The sequence below is a fragment of the Oscillospiraceae bacterium genome (genome assembly GCA_025758045.1).
Lineage (GTDB): Bacteria > Bacillota > Clostridia > Oscillospirales > Ruminococcaceae > Gemmiger.
The window spans coordinates 2,632,760-2,651,985 of the sequence record CP107208.1; the positions used below are offsets into that span (position 1 = coordinate 2,632,760).

General features: G+C 56.9%; 21 protein-coding genes. 15 read left to right on the forward strand and 6 right to left on the reverse strand.

The window, feature by feature from the left end; all coding sequences use genetic code 11:
* The first annotated feature begins 49 nt into the window (after positions 1–49).
* Together OGM81_12280 and pta are read left to right on the forward strand one after the other, a co-directional pair.
* On the forward strand, positions 50–319 hold the full coding sequence (locus OGM81_12280) for a DUF1294 domain-containing protein (GenBank protein UYJ43094.1): 270 nt from the start codon (positions 50–52) through the stop codon (positions 317–319).
* A 195-nt stretch (positions 320–514) separates the two neighbouring features.
* Positions 515–1,480 (forward strand): phosphate acetyltransferase, encoded by a 966-nt coding sequence (gene pta / locus OGM81_12285; protein UYJ43095.1) that lies wholly within the window; start codon positions 515–517, stop codon positions 1,478–1,480.
* A gap of 254 nt (positions 1,481–1,734) precedes the next feature.
* Here pta and OGM81_12290 read toward each other — a convergent pair whose 3' ends face one another.
* The 3 genes from OGM81_12290 to pyk form a co-directional block, all read right to left on the reverse strand.
* Positions 1,735–2,349, reverse strand: a complete 615-nt coding sequence (locus OGM81_12290) for a class I SAM-dependent methyltransferase (GenBank protein UYJ43096.1) — start codon at positions 2,347–2,349, stop codon at positions 1,735–1,737.
* A gap of 368 nt (positions 2,350–2,717) precedes the next feature.
* The gene (locus OGM81_12295; GenBank protein ID UYJ45008.1) at positions 2,718–3,179 is read right to left on the reverse strand and encodes an S-ribosylhomocysteine lyase; all 462 of its coding nucleotides are present in this window, start codon (positions 3,177–3,179) and stop codon (positions 2,718–2,720) included.
* Positions 3,180–3,189: 10 nt separating this feature from the next.
* Positions 3,190–4,935 carry a pyruvate kinase gene (gene pyk / locus OGM81_12300; GenBank protein ID UYJ43097.1) on the reverse strand — a complete coding sequence of 582 codons (1,746 nt, stop codon included), beginning with the start codon at positions 4,933–4,935 and terminating at the stop codon, positions 3,190–3,192.
* 245 nt (positions 4,936–5,180) lie between these two features.
* On the opposite strand from pyk, the gene OGM81_12305 reads away from it, so the two are divergent.
* The 4 genes from OGM81_12305 to OGM81_12320 are packed head-to-tail and all read left to right on the forward strand — an operon-like array spanning position 5,181 to position 9,479.
* On the forward strand, positions 5,181–6,356 hold the full coding sequence (locus tag OGM81_12305) for a phosphopentomutase (GenBank protein ID UYJ43098.1): 1,176 nt from the start codon (positions 5,181–5,183) through the stop codon (positions 6,354–6,356).
* A complete protein-coding gene (locus tag OGM81_12310; GenBank protein UYJ43099.1) occupies positions 6,340–7,173 on the forward strand; it encodes a YdcF family protein in 834 nt (277 codons plus the stop codon). Before OGM81_12305 ends, OGM81_12310 begins: the two co-directional genes overlap by 17 nt.
* 18 nt (positions 7,174–7,191) lie before the next feature.
* Positions 7,192–7,956 carry an alpha/beta hydrolase-fold protein gene (locus OGM81_12315; protein UYJ43100.1) on the forward strand — a complete coding sequence of 255 codons (765 nt, stop codon included), beginning with the start codon at positions 7,192–7,194 and terminating at the stop codon, positions 7,954–7,956.
* A gap of 14 nt (positions 7,957–7,970) precedes the next feature.
* Positions 7,971–9,479: a DUF6056 family protein gene (locus OGM81_12320; protein ID UYJ43101.1), complete on the forward strand. Its 1,509-nt coding sequence runs from the start codon at positions 7,971–7,973 to the stop codon at positions 9,477–9,479.
* Positions 9,480–9,544: 65 nt separating this feature from the next.
* Here the strand turns inward: OGM81_12320 and OGM81_12325 are convergent, their stop codons facing one another.
* The 3 genes from OGM81_12325 to rpmB form a co-directional block, all read right to left on the reverse strand.
* Positions 9,545–10,738, reverse strand: a complete 1,194-nt coding sequence (locus tag OGM81_12325) for an ATP-grasp domain-containing protein (GenBank protein UYJ43102.1) — start codon at positions 10,736–10,738, stop codon at positions 9,545–9,547.
* 53 nt (positions 10,739–10,791) lie between these two features.
* Positions 10,792–10,965, reverse strand: a complete 174-nt coding sequence (locus OGM81_12330) for a DUF4250 domain-containing protein (protein UYJ43103.1) — start codon at positions 10,963–10,965, stop codon at positions 10,792–10,794.
* A 254-nt stretch (positions 10,966–11,219) separates the two neighbouring features.
* A complete protein-coding gene (rpmB, locus tag OGM81_12335; protein UYJ43104.1) occupies positions 11,220–11,408 on the reverse strand; it encodes a 50S ribosomal protein L28 in 189 nt (62 codons plus the stop codon).
* A gap of 245 nt (positions 11,409–11,653) precedes the next feature.
* Between rpmB and OGM81_12340 the strand changes: the two genes are divergently transcribed.
* The 9 genes from OGM81_12340 (at position 11,654) to OGM81_12380 (ending at position 19,074) form a co-directional block, all read left to right on the forward strand.
* On the forward strand, positions 11,654–12,280 hold the full coding sequence (locus tag OGM81_12340; protein UYJ43105.1) for a site-2 protease family protein: 627 nt from the start codon (positions 11,654–11,656) through the stop codon (positions 12,278–12,280).
* A 4-nt stretch (positions 12,281–12,284) separates the two neighbouring features.
* Positions 12,285–13,016: a segregation/condensation protein A gene (locus tag OGM81_12345; GenBank protein UYJ43106.1), complete on the forward strand. Its 732-nt coding sequence runs from the start codon at positions 12,285–12,287 to the stop codon at positions 13,014–13,016.
* Positions 13,009–13,605 (forward strand): SMC-Scp complex subunit ScpB, encoded by a 597-nt coding sequence (scpB, locus tag OGM81_12350; GenBank protein UYJ43107.1) that lies wholly within the window; start codon positions 13,009–13,011, stop codon positions 13,603–13,605. Before OGM81_12345 ends, scpB begins: the two co-directional genes overlap by 8 nt.
* Positions 13,606–13,611: 6 nt before the next feature.
* A complete protein-coding gene (locus OGM81_12355) occupies positions 13,612–14,448 on the forward strand; it encodes a hypothetical protein (GenBank protein UYJ43108.1) in 837 nt (278 codons plus the stop codon).
* A gap of 40 nt (positions 14,449–14,488) precedes the next feature.
* Positions 14,489–14,878 carry a GerW family sporulation protein gene (gene ytfJ, locus OGM81_12360; protein ID UYJ43109.1) on the forward strand — a complete coding sequence of 130 codons (390 nt, stop codon included), beginning with the start codon at positions 14,489–14,491 and terminating at the stop codon, positions 14,876–14,878.
* 22 nt (positions 14,879–14,900) lie between these two features.
* Positions 14,901–15,710, forward strand: a complete 810-nt coding sequence (locus OGM81_12365; protein UYJ43110.1) for an rRNA pseudouridine synthase — start codon at positions 14,901–14,903, stop codon at positions 15,708–15,710.
* A gap of 189 nt (positions 15,711–15,899) precedes the next feature.
* On the forward strand, positions 15,900–17,222 hold the full coding sequence (locus OGM81_12370) for a propionyl-CoA carboxylase (protein ID UYJ43111.1): 1,323 nt from the start codon (positions 15,900–15,902) through the stop codon (positions 17,220–17,222).
* 50 nt (positions 17,223–17,272) lie between these two features.
* Positions 17,273–17,650: a biotin/lipoyl-binding protein gene (locus tag OGM81_12375; protein UYJ43112.1), complete on the forward strand. Its 378-nt coding sequence runs from the start codon at positions 17,273–17,275 to the stop codon at positions 17,648–17,650.
* A 20-nt stretch (positions 17,651–17,670) separates the two neighbouring features.
* Positions 17,671–19,074, forward strand: a complete 1,404-nt coding sequence (locus OGM81_12380; protein UYJ43113.1) for an oxaloacetate decarboxylase subunit alpha — start codon at positions 17,671–17,673, stop codon at positions 19,072–19,074.
* Positions 19,075–19,226 lie beyond the last annotated feature (152 nt).

Consider the following 19,226-nt stretch of genomic DNA (forward strand, 5'->3'; position numbering starts at 1 on the left):
TTTATTTTGTATTCTACCATATTTTTGAGATTTATGATATAATGGTGTCATGAAAATTTTGTTTGTGTATCTGGTCATCATCAATCTACTGTCGCTGTTTCTGATGGCAGAGGATAAGCGCCGTGCCAGACGGCACCTGTGGCGTATCCCGGAGCGTACCCTGTTTGCGGCGGCCCTCGTTGGCGGTAGTGTGGGTGCGCTTTTAAGCATGTACCTGTTCCATCATAAGACCCGCCATTGGTACTTTGTGGTCGGCATGCCGCTGATTTTGGCGGCACAACTGGCGGCAGGGTGCTGGCTGTTGGCGGGGCGAATTTGATATTTTTTCGTCAATGTAGCTTGATATATAATTAACTTTGTGAAGTATTTTGTCATTTTAGCCAACGACGAATGTATTTTGCCCACTTGCCGCAGTAATCGCGCATTTCCTTTGCAAAGCCCGTTTTGAGTGCTATAATTATTGTGTAAGTGTTGCGCAGTGGTTGTTCTGCGCTAAAACATGGAGGTAGTTTGTATGTCCATTTTTGAGAATTTTGAGAAGAAACTGCAGGCCGAGCCGAAGTCCATCGTCTTTACCGAGGGCACCGACGCTCGCATCCTTTCCGCCGCCAGCCGTCTGCTGGCAGGCAAGACCCTGAAAGTCATTCTGTTGGGTGAGCCTGAGGCTGTTAAAAAGGCCGCCGCTGAAGACAATTTTGACATCACCGGTGCCGAGATCATCGATCCTACCGCTTATCCTGAATTTGACGCTATGGTCGCCAAGATGGTCGAGCTGCGCAAGGGCAAGATGACCGACGAGCAGTGCCGTGCCGCTCTGTCCAAGGGCAACTACTTCGGCACCATGCTGGTCAAGATGGGCAAGGCCGACTGCCTGCTTGGCGGCGCTACTTACTCCACCGCTGACACCGTCCGTCCCGCTCTGCAGCTGATCAAGTGCAAGCCCGGCATCAAGTCCGTCAGCTCCTGCTTCATCCTGATGCGCGGCGACGAGAGCATTGCCATGGGCGACTGCGCCATCAACATCGATCCTTCTGAGGACGAGATCGTTGAGTCCACTGTTGAGACCGCACACACCGCTGAGGTCTTCGGCATCGATCCCCGCGTTGCTCTGCTGTCCTACTCCACCAAGGGTTCCGGCAAGGGCGAGACCGTCGACAAGATGCGCAATGCTACCGCCCGCGTCCAGGAGGCACATCCCGAGCTGAAGGTCGACGGCGAGCTGCAGTTCGACGCCGCCGTTGCACCCGAGGTCGGCCAGCTGAAGGCTCCCGGCTCCAAGGTTGCCGGTTACGCCAATACCTTCATCTTCCCCAACATCAATGCCGGCAACATCGGCTACAAGATTGCCCAGCGTCTGGGCGGCTTTGAGGCTTACGGCCCCATCCTGCAAGGTCTGAACGCGCCCATCAATGACCTGTCCCGTGGTTGCAATGCCGAGGAAGTCTACAAGATGGCTCTGATCACTGCTGCTCTGATTTGATTTTCCCTTACATAAAGCAAAAAGTCCCGCCGCACGAAATTGCAGGGGCTCCGTAAAACATTTTTTTGACCTGATAACAGAAAACCCAGAACTGTTGGCTGAATCAGCTGCGCAGTTCTGGGTTTTCTGTTGTTCATAAGGGCAAGACTCGTCCCGTGGCCACAAATTTTCAATTTTTGCCCCGTGGACAGCTTCTTGTTGGGGCATGCCTGCCCCAAATCCTGCCGGGAACGAGTACGGTAAATTTGAATTTGTCAGTCCAAAATCAGGACTCCCGCGCAATCGGACATTTGCGTAAATGAAAGAGCCGGAAAATCTTTTCTCAGTTCCTCAACGACAAAGTAGATTTCATCATTATCCCATGTGTTTCCTGCCCTCAATTTACACAGTTCTAAGTCCTTTCGTGTTTCAAAGGCAACATCGCCGATTATAATTTTACCGTTTTCTTTTAAGTAGTTACGCAAGTCTAACAGAAAGTCGCGCTTTTGCGCATCCGTTAAATGATGCAGAGAGTATGTCGCAACAATATAGTCATAACGCAAGCTCCGCAATGGTTCGGCAAGCCCTTTTGAAAAGTCCCCCTGATATAACTGTGCATTTGGCATTTTCTCAGATGCCAACGCAATCATTCTTGATGAAAAGTCCTGCCCATAAATGGAACAGCCTCGCTCGTATAGTTTTGTCGTTAATGTGCCTGTTCCGAATCCAATATCCAACACAACGGCATTTTCATCTCTCATTATGGTCTGAAAAATGAACCCAAGTACCTTTTTATAACCGGCAAAAGGGTATGTGTTTTCCTCATCAGAAATGCCGACAGTTTTGTCATAGCCATCAGCCCAAAGGTCGAACCCTTTGTTGTTTAGCATACCTACTTCCTCCTCAACTTCCGATTTACCGGGCTACGCCAAGTATACCATATTCGCTAATGAAAGAATACCCCTAATATGGAAAAACTTGACCGTTTTGCTGCGTACGTACCAACCTCCCTACATACGCAGCGATTTGCCCGAAATGCACCTATACAGCCGTTCCCCCTTCAGAGTACTCCTTGGCTCACGACTTTGACAAAAAGCCCCATGCCAACACCTTGACGGTGCGGGCATGGGGCTTGATGCTCTCCCAACTCAACCGGGTACTCGTAACCAACCCTGACAGGCAGTTGCCGTGTCATTTCTCGAAAACTATTTTACGAGCACCTAGCTATCGTGCGGCGGGATTTTTTATGTCTCAGTTATCAATAATGCAGCTGGTCAGCGTTCAGTTTTTCCAGCACCGGCAGCATAGCGGCGGCCTCGGCTTTGGCGGCAATGGGGTCCATCATCAGATAGTTGCCACATTCCACTGCCGAAGCACCGGGGATCTCGCCCTCGTACTCAGCCATCCAGGCAAAAGCGCTGCGGGTCAGGTCCAGGGCCTCGGCCGGGGTCAGCCCGGTCGTCAGCAGGTAAAAGCCGGTCAGGCAGCCCATCGGGCCGACATAGACCACGCCGCTGCTGTACTTGCTGTTGCGGGCATAAGTCGCAAACAGGTGTTCCAGCGTGTGGACGGCAGCGGGGGAAAGATAACTGCCCTTATTGGGCTGCTTCATGCGGATATCCCAGGTCAAAATCTCACCGTTTGCGCCGTCCTGACGGGAAAGGTACATACCCGGCTGCAATTTGGTGTGATCCACGCAGAAACTCGCAATGCGTTCCATCATCTGCTCCTTAGTTAGCCATCAGCTGGACAGTGCCGCGGATGCAGTCCATCGAGATGACCATACCGTCTTTCAGGGTGCGGGTAGCGTTGGTAGCGCCCACGATAACGGCCTTGTTCAAGGTCAGGCCAACGATAGCGGAATGGCTGTTGGCACCGGCTTCCTCGGTGATGACACCGGCGGCCTCGCGGATGAACGGCAGCTCATCGTTGGTGGTGAAAGGCACGACCAGGATCTGACCAGGCTTGAACTTCTTGGCAGCCTCGGCTGCGCTGCGGCAGACGCAGACTTCGCCCTTAGCGTTGCGGCTGCCGATACCGACACCAGCCAGCAGGCTGTCACCGACCATGTGGACCTTAATCATGTTGGTAGTACCGGAAACACCAACCGGAACACCGGCGGTGACAACGACCAGATCGCCGTCCTGGATCAAACCAGCGTCCTTGGCATTTTCAACCGACATGCTGATCAGCTCGTCGGTAGAGTGGGCATAGTCCATCAGTAAGGGGGTCACGCCGCGGTAGACGTTCAGCTGGCGGCGAGTGGTCTCATCCAGCACGCAGGCGATGATCTGGGCATCCGGGCGGAAGCGGCTCAGCAGGCGGGCGGTCTCGCCGCTCTTGGAGGCGGTGATAATAGCGGTAGCCCCAATATCGTTGGCAGTGGTGCAGGCAGCGTGGCCTACAGCAGCGCTGACGGACAGGCGGCTGTTCTCACCGCGGGTGTGGTGAACCAGGGAATCAAAGTTGGAGTCGGACTCGGTAGCCTCGGCGATGGTGGCCATAGCCTTCAGGGCCTCGACGGGATACTTGCCTGCAGCGGTCTCGCCAGACAGCATGACCGCGCCGGTGCCGTCATAAATAGCGTTGGCAACGTCGGTGATCTCGGCACGGGTGGGGCGCGGGTTCACGATCATGGAATCCAGCATCTGGGTAGCGGTAATGCAGATCTTACCGGCGCTCATGGCACGGTCGATCAGGTTCTTCTGGATGGAGGGGATCTCGGCAAAGTCGATCTCAACGCCCATGTCGCCGCGGGCAACCATGATGCCGTCAGCCACAGTCAGGATCTCGTCGATGTTATCGATGCCCTCCTGGTTCTCGATCTTGGCGATGATGCGGATGTTGCTGTTGTGCTCGTCCAGCAGGTGGCGAATTTCCATGATGTCCTGGGCGTTGCGCACGAAGCTGGCAGAAATCAGATCGAAGCCCTGCTCGATACCGAACAGAATATCGTTGCGGTCGCGGTTGCTCATGTAGGGCATGGACAGGTGCACACCGGGGACGTTGACACCCTTCTTAGTCTTGATGGTGCCATCGTTCTTGACGGTGCAGACGATGTCGGTGTCGCTCACTTCGTCGATCCCCAGCTCGATCAGACCGTCGTCCAGCATGATACGGCCGCCAGCGGCAACGTCGCGGGGCAGTTCTTTGTAGGAGACAGAGCAGATCTCGTTGGTGCCCTCGACCTCCCGGGAAGTCAGGGTGAACTTCTGGCCGGTGACCAGCTTCTCCACGCCGTTCTTGAAGGTGCCCAGGCGGATCTCAGGGCCTTTGGTATCCAGCATGGCAGCAACTGGCAGGTCCAGCTCTTTGCTCAGGGCGCGCAGGGCGTTAAAGCGACCCTTGTGCTCCTCGTAATCACCGTGGGAAAAGTTGAAACGGGCAACGTTCATGCCATTCTCCATCAGCTGGCGCAGAATACCCGGCTTTTCGGTAGAAGGGCCCATCGTACAGACAATTTTTGTTTTACGCATATATCATGACCTCCATTGAAGAAATCTGAACATTAATCGAAGCTATTATACTACACATTTCCGCTTTTGTACAAGTACGCAAATCCACTTTACACATGTTTTACTGTGCAAATATTGCTCACGTTTCCGCTGCACAGGACGGGCTTTCTGTTTACAATCCTCCCCAAATAGGGTATAATCTTAAATAGGTATATTCTACGTATTCAACGCACACAATGTTTATGATACAGACAGGAGACAAACCTATGGCAAAACGTGTTTTTTTGATCGTTCTCGATAGCTTCGGCGTCGGCGCTGAGCCGGACGCCCCACAGTTTGGCGATGCAGGCACCAACACCCTGGGCGCCATTGCCGGCCACCCCAATTTTAAGGGCGACAATCTGGCCAAGCTGGGCATGTTCAACCTGGACGGTGTGACCTGCGGCACCCCCGTGGCCGAGCCTATCGGCAGCTTTGCCCGCCTCCGTGAGGCCAGCGCCGGCAAGGATACCACCATCGGCCACTGGGAGATTGCCGGTCTGCTGAGTGCCGACCCGCTGCCCACCTTTCCGAACGGCTTCCCGAAAGACCTGCTGGACGCTTTCACTGCCAAGACCGGCTTTCAGGTGCTGTGCAACAAGCCTTATTCCGGCACTGAGGTCATCCGCGATTACGGCGAGGAGCACATGAAGACCGGTGCGCTGATCGTCTACACCTCCGCCGACAGCGTGTTCCAGATTGCCGCCAACGAGGCCATCGTCCCCGTTGAAAAGCTCTATGAAATTTGTGCCCAGGCCCGTGAGCTGCTGGTGGGCAAGTACGGCGTAGGCCGCGTCATCGCCCGCCCGTTTGTGGGCGATTGCTCCGCCAACTTCACCCGCACCCCGCGCCGCCACGACTACAGCCTGGTGCCGCCGCGTGATACGATGCTGGACGCTATCCAGGCTGCCGGCAAGTCCACCATCGGTGTGGGCAAGATCCACGACATTTTTGCCGGGAAGGGCATCGGCGAGACCATCCGCACCAGCGGCAACACTGAGGGCCTGCAGGTCACGCTGGATCTGGCCGACCGCGACTTTGAGGGCCTGGCCTTCGTCAACCTCGTCGACTTCGACATGCTGTACGGTCACCGCCGCGATGTAGCCGGTTATGCTGCCGCTGCCGCCGAGTTCAACGATTGGCTGCCCCAGTTCATGGCCAAGATGCGTCCCGAGGACATCCTGATGGTCACGGCAGATCATGGCTGTGACCCCAGCTACACTAAGACCACCGACCACACCCGCGAGCATGTGCCGTTCCTGGTGTATGGCAGTGAGATCAAGCCAGGCGTGAACCTGCACACCCGCTACAGCTTTGCCACCATCGCCGATACCGTCTGCAAGGCGCTGGATGTTGACTACTGCGCAGCCGGCTGCGGCGTGTACGATGAGATCTGCAAGTAAGATGGGCGTCCTTCTCTTATGGATTCTGGCCGCAGCGCTGGTCGCCTATTCGCTCATGCTGGTGTTTTTAAGCAACTTCAACATGGGCAACCTGATGGTCTGGGTGCTGACGGCTGCCATCACGGCCTGCGCCATCTGGCATAAACCACTGGCGGGTTGGCTCCACACCGGGGCCGGACGCGTTGTAGGCATCGTGCTGGGCGTTTTACTGGTTGTATATCTGGCCTTAATTGGCTTTGTGGCCGTCAGCGGTTACGCCAACCCGCCCACCGGGCAGGAGCAGGTCATGATCGTGCTGGGCGCAGGCCTGCGTAAGGATAAGCCCAGCATGCTGCTTCGCTACCGGCTGGATAAAGCCTATGAGTACGCGGCGGAACACCCCGACCTGCTCATCGTCACCAGCGGCGGGCAGGGTAGGGACGAATGGATTCCCGAAGGCCAGGCCATGCGGGATTACCTGATTGAAAAAGGTCTGCCCGCTGACCGCGTTTTGGCCGAAAACAAGTCCACCTCCACCGAGGAGAACTTTGCTTTCTCGCTGGATATTTTAAAAGAGCGCGGCTACAGCGCCGATACCCCCATCGTTTACGTTTCCAACGCATTCCACTGCTACCGCGCCGGGCGGTATGCGGCGCGGGCCGGTTTTACCACGGTCGCTGCGCTGCCTGCCCACACGCCGTGGCGCAGCGTGCTGCCCTGTTACCTGCGCGAGGCCCTGGCCCTGGCGTACTACTGGGTATTTAAAACTTCCACATCCGGCCCCATGCACGCTATGGTTGGGCTGCTGGATCTGAACAAGAGATTTTTTTACAAATAAAATCAGGAGGGAACTGCCATGCAGATCCGTTATTATAAGGAATACAGCCGGTATCTTGACCGCTTTATGGAGTTCAAAGTCTACGGTCACGCCGGACGCCCCATTATCATTTTCCCGTGCCAGAGCGGCCGCTTTTATGATTGGGAAGACCGAAACATGTGCAACCTGGCCGCGCCCTGGATCGACAGCGGCAAGCTGCAGATCTTCACGGCTGACAGCATCGATCCCGAAAGCTGGGACAACCACGGCCCCGAGCGTCCGCGCATCGAGATGCAGGAGCGCTGGTACAACTATATCTGTGAGGAGCTGACCCCGCGCCTGCTGGAGATCAACCGCGAACAGGGCGGCGAGGACCACACCGGCAAGATCCTGGTGGGCGGTGCCAGCATGGGCGGCGGCCATGCCGTCAACTTCTTCCTGCGCCGTCCCGACCTGTATAATGGCACCATTGCCTTGAGCGGCCTGTATTCTTCCCGCATGTTCTTCGGCGATTACATGGATGACCTCGTCTACCGCAACTCTCCCTGCGATTACATGCGCAACTTCCCGACCGTCCATCCCTACATGGAGCTGTTCAATAAAGCCGATAAGTTTATTATGTGCTGCGGCCAGGGTGCCTGGGAGGGTGACCTGCTGGCCTCCACGCTGGAACTGCAGGGCATCCTGGAAAGTAAGGGCATCCACCCCATCGTGGACATTTGGGGCTATGATGTCGCCCATGATTGGGTCTGGTGGGAGAAGCAGTGGACCTACTTCCTGCAGATGACGCTGGGCAACCCGTAACGGGGTGCACGTGTATGGATTTTTGGCATGATTCTGCGGTGCAAAAACGCTGGCTGCTTCGGCTGGCCCTGTTCATTGGGCTGCTGCTGGTCCCGATTTTTGTGCTGGCCGTGTTTGCGCGGCCCTCGGCAGACGATTACATTTACGCGGCCCGCACCCACGCGGTGATGCAGCAGTATGGCTTTGACCTGCCGCGCCTGCTGAAAGCTGCCTGGGACACCAATGTCTATTACTTTGAGAATTGGCAGGGGCTGTATGTTTCCGGCTTTCTGCTGGCCTGGCAGCCCGCGATTTTCGGCAACGCCTGGTATGGGGTCACGCTGCTTTGCGTTCTTGTACCGTTGTTTTTCTGCCTGTATGGGGCCTGCCGTTGTGTGGTGCGCCGTTTGGACCAGGCGCAAAAGCTGCTGCCCTGGGCGCTGGCGCTGCTGGTCTGCTTTGCCTTTATCGAGGGCATGCCTGCCCCGGTGGAAGGGCTATACTGGTTCAACGGCGCAATGAACTACCTGCCGTATTTCTCGCTGGCCGTGCTCAATGCCGGGCTGACGTTCGAGCTGTGCTTTGCGCCGCAGTTGACCCGTAAGCAGCGCACTTTGTACTGCGCCGCCGGGGTCATGATTGGCTTTATCATCGGCGGTGGGCACCAGGTGGCCGGGCTTTTGAATGTGCTGGTCCTGTTGTTGGCCGTTGTACTGTGCGCACGGCAGCGCAGGTTTTACCATCTGCCGGCATTTCTTGCTGCCGTGGTGGGGCTGCTTATCAACGTAACAGCCCCCGGCACGCGGGTACGCGCTACCGGGTTTGCGGGGGCAGGCTTTGTTGAGGCCGTGCTGAAAAGCTTTGTGCTGGCCGCGCTGGAATGGGTCCGCTGGCTGGATGTACCGCTGCTCTGCCTGCTGGTGCTGCTGGCGTTACCGCTGCGGTACCTTGCCCAAAGCAGCAGCCTGTCGGACCGGGTGTTCCGCCATCCGCTGGCAGGTGCGGCCGTCACCTTTATTTTAATGTGGGCCATGATTTTCCTGCCATCCTACACGATGGGCGGCATCGGTGCCGGGCGGCTGCTGAATGTGGTCTGGATGACCTTTATCCTCGGCTTGGCCGTTACCGAGTTTCTGCTCTTTGGCTGGCTGGAGCGTATCCGCGGCGTCTGTCTGACGCCTGCCATCCGCCAGCTTGAAAAAGCAGGGAAGTGCCTGCCGCTGGTTTGCGCTGCGATGCTGGTCTGCATAGCCTGCATCGGCAGCCATACGGTAAAAGAGGGGCAGGATAACCACTTTGCCACCACGCTGGAGGCCGCCTATGAACTAGCCGACGGCGAAGCCGCCCGCTTTGCTAAAGTGCTGGACAAACGTGAAGCCATTTTGACCGATACCGACCAGCCCGACGTCGTGATCCGCCCCTTGACCGAGGAAGAGCGCCCCTGGCTGCTGTTTTACACAGACGTTGCCCCCGGCCCGGACCTGTGGGGCCTGACGCCGTACTACAGCAAAAACTCTGTGACCATCGCAGATTATAACAACTAAATACTAAACAAAACCGGGTATCCGACTTTTGCATCGGATACCCGGTTTGCTTATATTTATAAAAATCAGGCTTTCTCCTGCACGTAGCGGATGAAAGCATCCCGCTCGGCGCTGGAACGCACAGTGACGGTGTACATCTCGTCGCCCATGTCCAGGCGCAGGGCCTCGGGAATGCGCTCGTGCATCTTCATGCGGTTGCCGTAGCGCGCCATGATCTGCTCGTTGCTGTGCTTGTAGGTGTGGCAGTCACGGCGGCCTGCGTAAACGCAGTAGTACTTGGGGCCATCCAGCTCCAGATTTCGCACTTCGTCATAGCAGACCATATCCGCCCAGATCTGGTAGCAATCCGCTGAGTTGGCGTAGTTGATCATATCCGGCGTGTAGCCGCCCGCCGGGCGCATGTTGACTTCCAGAGCCACATAGTCGCCCTTTTTGCCCAAACCCGGCTTGTCCTCGTTCAGCTGGAAGAACTCGCAGTGGAAGAACCGGCTCTTGGCGCCAAAGGCCTTGATGGTGCGGAAGCCCACGTCTTTCAGTGCGGCAGGCACGGTCTTCTGGGTCCAGTAGCTCAAATCGCCCTGCTCGCTCACGATGTCCAGCATTGGGGTGGGGAAGACGTTGGAGGTGTAGAACAGCGGCACGCAATGGCTGTCGGCCACTCCGTCAAAGCTGACGATGGTGCCGTTGATGAATTCTTCCATAATATAAGGTACGGCGTGGGGCTCAGCGTAGAAAGCCTTCAGTTCCTTCAGGTTCCGCAGCTTATAGGTTGCCTCGGCGCCGCAGCCGTTATCGGGCTTGACGATGACAGGGTAGCCCACCTCTTTGATGAAGGCCTTGGCCGCCGCCAGCGTGCTGACCATATGGTGGCGCGCCACCGGCACACCGGCTGCAATGTAGCTTTCCTTCATCTTGCTCTTGTATTTGATGCGCTCGATGAAGTCGTTCTGTGCACCGGTGGTGATGTTAAAGTCGGTTCGCATCTGGGCGTCCATTTCCAGCCAATACTCGTTGTTGGATTCCAGCCAGTCGATCTTACCGTAATGGAAGGTGAAATAGGCCACAGCCCGCAGCATCTCATCGTAATTGCCCAGGTCGTTCACGCGGTAATACTCGGTCAGGCAATGCTTGAGCTGCCAGGGGATCTCGTCAAACGGTGCATCGCCGATGCCCAGCACATTGACGCCGTTGCGATGCAGGCGTTCGCAGAAATTCCAGTAGGTTTTGGGGAAATGCGGGCTGACAAACACAAAATTCATAGCGGGTATAACTTCCTCTTCTCTATAACGCCGGGGTACATCCTGCTGCAAAATCAGACGAAACGGTTCGCCTGGGCATCGTAAATATAACCCACTTCCTGCAGACGGGCACGCAAGTCGGCTTCGTCTGCATTTTCCCGGTCGCAGAATGCAGCAAGGCTGGCATCCCGGTCACGCAGCTGGGTATTGACGTAGCTTAACAAAATGATAGGGTCTTGGGGCAGCATAATAGGCTCCTTTTTAAGGCAGCACAGCGCAATTCCCGCCTAACGGCTTAAGCACCGTTCCAGCGGCTGCGGCACACCGTCTGCATTGCAAAAATGATCGATAATACAAAAAGTATTACCTGTGCTTTTTGCTTAGCAGCCGTTGCACCTCGCTCGCCGTATCGGCACTTAGAATTGTGCTGTGCTGCCTTTAACTGGTAAAATAAAAGAGAAAAAGCCGGTCACGCAATGTGACCGGCATTTTTTCCGTCCAATCAGACCGCGCGGGTAACTTTACCAGAGCGCAGGCAGCGGGTGCAGGCGTAGATATACTTCGGGGAACCCTCGACGATCGCCTTCACGCGCTTGACATTGGGGTTCCAGGTACGGTTGCTCCGACGATGAGAGTGGGAGACCTTGATACCGAACGTGACACCCTTGCCACAGCAAGAACATTTGGCCATAATTGCTTGCACCTCCTTTTCAATAGCTTAAATATTATAGCGTGGATTTTTGCAAATTGCAAGGGTTTTGTGCAAAAAAGTTTGAAAAATATTATATTTTCTTATCGTTGTGCAAAATCGAAGCGAAAATCCGCCATCCATCCCGGTGCAGGGCTTGTTTTGGGGGCATTTGTACGGTATAATAAGATGAGATTTTAATGGGGTGGTGTTTGCCTTTGAACGGTCTGCTGTCAGCAACACAGATCATGATGTACATTTGCCGGGCGCTGGTCGTCCTGCTTACCATCCCATTTCATGAGTCTGCCCACGCCCTGGTCAGCCATTGGCTGGGGGATGATACCGCCGTGCGGGCGGGCCGCCTTTCGCTGAACCCTATGCGCCACTTTGACCCGCTGGGTGCGCTGTGCATGCTGGTAGGCGGTGTTGGCTGGGCCAAGCCGGTCAGCATCAATCCGTACAATTATAAAAATCCGAAAGTCGGCATGGCGGTCTCTGCCGCGGCCGGTCCTATCAGTAACCTGCTACTGGCCTGGGTGTCTATGATCTTGTACAAGATCTGCTACTACAGCGGCGCGGGGGACGCGGTGCCCTTTATTGAGATGTTCTTCTATTATATGATCACGATGAACCTGAGCCTGGCTGTGTTCAACCTGATTCCGGTGCCGCCCTTTGACGGCAGCCGTATCTTTCTTTTGTTTTTGCCGGAAAAGCTGTATTTTAAACTGATGAAGTACGAGCGCTATATCATGCTGGCCGTGCTGGCACTCACGTTCCTGGGGCTGTTGAATCGGCCGCTGTCTGCGATTGTCAATCAGCTGTGGTCTTTCCTTATTAAAGGAACAAGCTTTGTAGAGTTACTGTGGGGGTATTGATTTTTTGCCGGAAGTTCTTACTTTTAAAATAGAAGATTTTGAAGGCCCGCTTGATTTGCTGCTGTACCTGGTGGGCAAAAATAAGATGAACCTCTATGATATCAACATCATGGAACTCATCGACCAGTACACGACCACCATCCGCAACCTGCAGGATAACCGCATGGAGGTTGCCAGCGAGTTCATTGACATGGCCGCCCATCTGGTGCAGATGAAAAGTGCCCTGCTGCTGCCCCGCAGCCCCGAGGCCGAGCGTATGAAGGCCGAACTGACCGGCCGCCTGATTGAGTACAGCGCTTGCAAGGAGGTGGCCGCCAAGCTGGGCAGCCGCGCCCGCGACCTGTACACCGCCGTGCGCCAGCCCATGCCGCTGGTGGGCGCAGCCGAGTACACCCGCCGCCACGACCCCAACCTGCTGGTCACCGCCTGGTTCAACCTGATGGGCCGCAACCTGCGCAAGCGCAAACCCACGCAGGAGCGTTTTGAGCCGCTGGTCACCGCGCCGTTTGTCTCGGTATCCAGCCGCGTTTCCCACATGCTGCGCGGGCTGCTGAAAGGCACCCTGCAAAAGATGAACCAGCTTTTCAACCCGGAGGACAGCCGCAGCACCCATGTAGCCACCTTTCTGGCACTGCTGGAGCTTATCCGCGCCGGGCGCATCAAGGTAGAAGACGAGGGCCAGCTGAACCTGGACCGCACCCACCGCAGAAACAAGGAGGCTTCCGCCCATGAATGAACAACAGAAGATTGGCGCGTTGGAAGCCATGTTGTTTGCCCATGCCGACCCCGTCGAGGCCGCGCGCCTGGCCGACGCCCTGCGTGTTGAGCCGGAGGAAGCTGTGCGCCTTTTGAAAAAGCTGCAAAGAAAGCTGGACGAAGAGGAAAGCGGCATGGCGATTCTTTACTTCGACCCCGACCGCTGGCAGATGGCCACCCGCCCGTACTACGGCGAGATGGTCAAGCGCATCCTGGACACCCGCCGCAATGCACCGCTTTCGCCCGCCGCGCTGGAGGTGTTGTCAGTCATTGCCTACAACCAGCCTGTCTCCCGCAGCTTTATTGAGCAGGTCCGCGGCGTGGATTCCTCGTCCATCGTAGCCAAGCTGCTGGAAAAAGGACTGATCGAGGAAGCCGGGCGTCTAGACCTGCCCGGCAAGCCTATCGCGTTCCAGGTCACCGACAGTTTTCTACGTGTGTTCGGCCTGGGCTCGCTGGCTGACCTGCCGCCGCTGCATGGCGAAGCAGGGGACAACGAACCCTCGGAAGCTGAATCTGATCCTGCCATCGATACCGCCGAGGACGGCGAACAGCTGGAATGGAAGTGATTGCCTATGACCATTGTGCTCACCGTCCTGCTGGCGGTGCTCAAATTCGTAGGCTGGCTGCTTCTTTTTCTGTTGGCGCTGCTGGTAGTCTTGCTGATCTTGCCGGTGGAGCTGCGGTTTGCCTATCAGGCTGGCAAACCATCGCTGACCGCCTGGTACGGCCCGCTGCATTTTACGCTTTGGCCACGGGCCGCTGCCAAAGATACGGCTGCACAGCATCCCGCCACGCCGCAGCCAGCGCCCGCAGCACAACCAAGCGCTGAACCAGCGCTGTCTAAAACGCAGCCTGCACCAGCGGCAGCCCCCGCAGGCGCTGCCGCCCCTGCTGCGCAATCCCCGCAAGTTTCCGTTGCGGCAAAGGCCGCTCCTACGCCAGCCCCCGCTACTGAATTTACCGGAGAGCATCCAAAATCCAGCGCTCTGCCGTTCCATATTTCGGAGCGTATCGAGACCGCCCTCAACCTGCTCACTCATGATCCTGCCGCCTTTGTCCGCTGTATGTTCGGGCACCTGCGCTGGATCGGGCGGTTCCTGGCACGGCACATCAAAGTGCAGCACCTTACCGTATTCTGGACCGTCACCGGCGAGGATGCGGCCCAGACCGCCGAACTTTATGGCGCTGCCATGGCCGCCGCCAACAATCTGCTGGCGTTTTTGCAGCAGGTCGTCTGCCTGCAATGCGACCATTTGCAGCTGGAGTCGGATTTCACCGGCCAACGCAGGGGAGAGCGTTACATTTCCGGCAGGCTGCACACCCACACGTTTCTGCTTCTCTGGCTGCTGATCCGGCTTTTGTTCCGTCTGGGCAAAGACCCGCAGCTACAGCCTGCACATATCAACTGAACCAAATTGCATTTTGCTTTTATAAAAGGAGGAGTTTCCCATGGCAGAGCATCCGATCCAAGGTCTGATGGGCGTCACCATTGAAAAGATCCGCGATATGGTGGATACCAGCACTATCATCGGTGATCCCATCCACGTAGATGACACTACCACCATCATCCCGGTCTCCCGCGTTACCTTCGGTTTTGCATCGGGCGGTTCCGATGTGGCGCCCCAGTCGTCCAAGCAGATGTTCGGCGGCGGCACCGGTGCCGGTGTGTCGGTCACGCCCGTTGCGTTCCTGGTGGTTTCCGGCGGCAACGTCCGCACGGTACAACTGGTGGAAAAAGTCACCGCCGTGGATAACGCCATTGCCGCTTTGCCGGAACTGGTGGACAAAATCACCGCAATGATTAAAAAAGACAAGCCCGCTGAAACGGGCAACGCATAAGCACAAGAAATAAGGAGTAAGCATGGCAGAACAGCGCGTTCAAAAAGTGCTGGCCGATCAGGGTATCTGCTCCCGCCGTGAGGCGGAGCGCCTGATCGCCGCTGGCAAAGTAAAAGTCAACGGTCACCCGGTAGGCCTGGGTGACAAGATGGACCCCGATTACGATAAGGTCGCTATCGACGGCCAGACCGTCCGCATCGTGCGCAAGCGGCAGTATACCTATATCATGCTGCACAAACCACGCGGCTTTTTGACCACCCGGTCCGACGACCGCGGCCGCAAGACCGTTATGGACCTTGTCTCCGATGTTCCGGCCATGCTGCGCCCGGTGGGCCGCCTGGATAAGGACAGCGAGGGCCTGCTGCTGATGACCGATGACGGTGCCTTCATCAACCTGCTGACCCACCCGTCCGGCGGGGTAGGCAAGCTCTACCGCGTCACCGTCAATCCCCGCGCCACCGAGGAGCAGATCATCCAGATGTCCTCCGGCGTGGTACTGGACGACGGCGTCAAGACCCAGCCCTGCGTGATCCATGTTGTCGTGGACGAGCCGGGCCGCACCGTGCTGGAGATCACCCTGCACGAGGGCCGCAACCGCCAGATCCGCCGCATGTGCTCGGCCGTCGGCCTGCAGGTCGTCCGCCTGCGCCGTACTGCCGAAGGCCCGGTCAAGCTGGGCATGCTGCAGCCGGGCGAATACCGTGAGCTGAAAAAGAGCGAGATCAACGCCCTGCGCAACGCCGCCCAGCATAAAAGCCGCAGCTCCGAGGCCCCGACCCGCACTGCCCCCCGCCGTCCCGGCCCGCTGCGTCCCCGCAAAGAGCAGGGTTGAACCCATATTTAGGGTGTAAAGTTGCTCGAAAGCAATTTTTTGTACAAAAAATTGTGTATTTTTTCAAAAAGTACTGCAATTTCTACTTGTAGATTTTTCCACAAAGTAGTATAATTAATTTAAATCGTGGATTTTTTTGTGAATTCTTCACTAAAAAACTTTCAGTTTTACAAATAGGGAGGAAGCTGTATGGCAGCAAACAAACCCGGCAAGGCAACGATCCTTGCAGCATTTTTTGATGACGGCGCATATTCTCCGCTGTTTACCGATGGCGCTGTAAGCGCCGCTTACGGCAACGCAAACGGTCAGAGCGTCTACGTCGTATTTGAGGACGGCACCCCCGTTGGTGTACAGGATATCGAAAAGAATATCCGCGTGCTGGAGATGGCCGCCGAGACCGGTGCCCCGGTCGTCACCTTCTACGACTCCACCGGTGCCAAGCTGGAGGGCGGTTTGGATCTGCTGAACGCTACCGCCCGCCTGACCGCTGAGATCGCACGTGTTTCCGGCGTTGTGCCGCAGATTGCCGTTGTTACCGGTACCTGCGCCGGCACCAATGCCATCAACGCCGCTTCCGCTGACCTGTGCATCATGGCTGAGGACGCCGAGCTGTTCCTGAACGCTCCGTTCAATGCTGAGGACAAAGTTGCCGGTGCTGGCTCCGCTGAATTCGCCGCCAAGGCTGGCGTTGCCGCTGTGACCGCCGCTGACGCTGTCGCCGCTGCCAAGCAGGCTGCTTCTATCGCCGCCCTGCTGCCCGCCAACAACCTGGCTGGTCCTGCACTGTTTGACTTCAGCGCTCCTTCCGCTGCGCTGAACACCGCCAAGTACACCGCCGCTGACGCCATCGCTGCTTTGACTGACGAGGGCAGCGCTGTTGAGTTGTACAAGGGCTACGGCAAGAACATCGTTACCGCTCTGGCTACCATCAACGGCAGCTCCGTTGGTATCGTTGCCACCGAGAAAGCCGCCCTGTGCCACAAGTGCACTGCCAAGGCTGCCCGCTTTGTCCGTCTGTGCGATGCCTACAGCATCCCCGTTGTGACCGTCGTCAACACCGAAGGCTTCGGCAAGAGCGAGGGGGATGACCAGGCCGGTGGTATCCGCCAGGCCGCCCGTATGGCTGGTGTTTACGCTGAGGCCACCACGGTCAAGGTCGCTGTTCTGGCCGGTGAGGCTGTCGGCCCCGCTTACACGGTGTTCGCTGCTTCTGCCGACTGGCGCGTTGCCGTGCAGGGCTGCACTGTTGCACCGCTGGCCCCCGAGGCTGCTGTCACCGTTCTGTACAAGGACGAGATCTTCGCTTCTGATAACATCGTTGCCGCTACGAAGGCAAAGGCTGCTGCTTACACCAAGGACGTCTGCAGTGCCCAGGCCGCTGTTGCCAACGGTGCCGCTGATACTGTCGCCGATGCTGCTTCTGCCCGCAGCGCTGTTGCCCAGGCCTTGGATATGCTGGCCAGCAAGCGCGCTGTCCGCCTGGCTAAGAAGCATGGCAACATCACGCTGTAATCTGCGTTTAACCTGAACATAACGACACGATCTTTAAGGAGGAAATTCCTATGAAAAACCTGATTGTCACTGTCAACGGCGTTGCTTATAATGTCACCGTCGAGGAAGGCACCGGCGCTGCCGTTGCTTCCGCTCCTGTTGCTGCTGCTCCCGCCGCTGCCCCGGCTCCGGCTGCTGCACCCGCTGCTTCTGCCGCTCCCGCTGGCGCTGCCGGTTCCGTCACCGTTACTGCTCCCATGCCGGGCAACATCCTGGACGTCAAGGTCAAGGCTGGCGATTCCGTCAAGGCCGGCGACACCCTGCTGATCCTGGAAGCCATGAAGATGGAGAACGAGATCAGCGCTCCGCAGGATGGCACCATTGCCAGCGTGAATGTGCGCAAGGGCGATGTCGTCAACTCCGGCGATCTGCTCTGCACCATGAACTAAGAAAGGGCAGGTGAATGACATTGGCTAAGAAACCTATTAAGATCACCGAGGTCGTTCTGCGCGACGCGCACCAGTCCCTGCTTGCTACCCGTATGACGATGGACGAGATGCGTCCGATCCTGCCCGAGATGGACAAGATCCCGTACTTCTCCGTTGAGTGCTGGGGCGGCGCTACGTTCGACTCCTGCATCCGTTTTCTGGACGAGGACCCCTGGGAGCGTCTGCGCATCCTGCGCAAGGAGCTGCCCCATCAGAAACTGCAGATGCTGTTCCGCGGCCAGAACATGCTGGGCTATCGTCCTTACGCCGATGACGCTGTCGAGTACTTCGTACAAAAGTCCGTTGCCAACGGCATCGATGTCATCCGTATTTTCGACGCCCTGAACGACCCGCGCAACCTGCAGACTGCCATCAAGGCCGCCAACAAGGAAGGCGCTCACGTTCAGGCCTGCATCAGCTACACCCTGAGCCCCGTACATAACAATGAGTACTTTGCCAAGTATGCCAAGACCCTGGAGGAGATGGGCGCTGACTCTATCTGCATCAAGGATATGGCTGGCCTGCTGAAGCCCTACACCTGCTATGACTTGGTCTCTGAACTGAAGAACACCATCAAGATCCCCGTAGACATCCACAGCCACTACACCGCCGGTCTGGCTTCCATGTCCATCCTGAAGGGCATCGAGGCTGGCGCCGACATCGTTGATACCGCCATGAGTCCGCTGGCTCTGGGTACTTCTCATATGCCTACCGAGAGTCTGGTCGCCGCCCTGCAGGGTACCGACTACGACACCGGCCTAGATCTGAACCAGCTGAATGTTGTCCGCGCTTACTTCAACAAACTGCGTGAGAAGTACATCTCCAATGGCCAGATCAACCAGAAGTCTTTGGGCGTCGATGCCAACACCCTGCTGTACCAGGTTCCGGGTGGCATGTTCTCCAACATGCTGAAGCAGCTGAAGGATGCCGGCAAGGAAGACAAGCTCCAGGATGTTCTGGAGGAGATTCCCCGCGTTCGTGAGGATGCCGGTTACCCGCCGCTGGTCACCCCGACCAGCCAGATCGTTGGCACCCAGGCTGTCTTTAACGTCATCATGGGTGAGCGCTACAAGATGGTCACCAAGGAGTTCAAGGGCCTGGTCCATGGCGACTACGGCAAGACTCCCGCTCCCATCAAGAAGGAGTTCAGCGACTTTATCCTGAAGGGCGAGGAGCCCATCACCTGCCGCTTTGCCGACACGCTGGAGCCCGAGATGGACAAGTTGAAGGCTGAGGCCGCCAAGTACGCCATCCAGGAGGAAGACGTCCTGACCTACGCTATGTTCCCGCAGGTCGCCCCCAAGTTCTTCGAAAAGCGCAATGCCCGCCTGCAGGGTGTCGATGCTCTGCATGCTGACTACGAGAACAAGTCTCATCCGGTCTGATTTATAACTTTGCAAGCCGTCTCTGCCGCCTGGCAGGGGCGGCTTTTTGTTCCAGAGATTGGGAATTGCATCAGGCTCTTCTTTGTGGTATAATATCAAAGTATGAGTGTACGGGTTGCACGCATGCTTTGCAGTATTCCACAAGGGAGGGC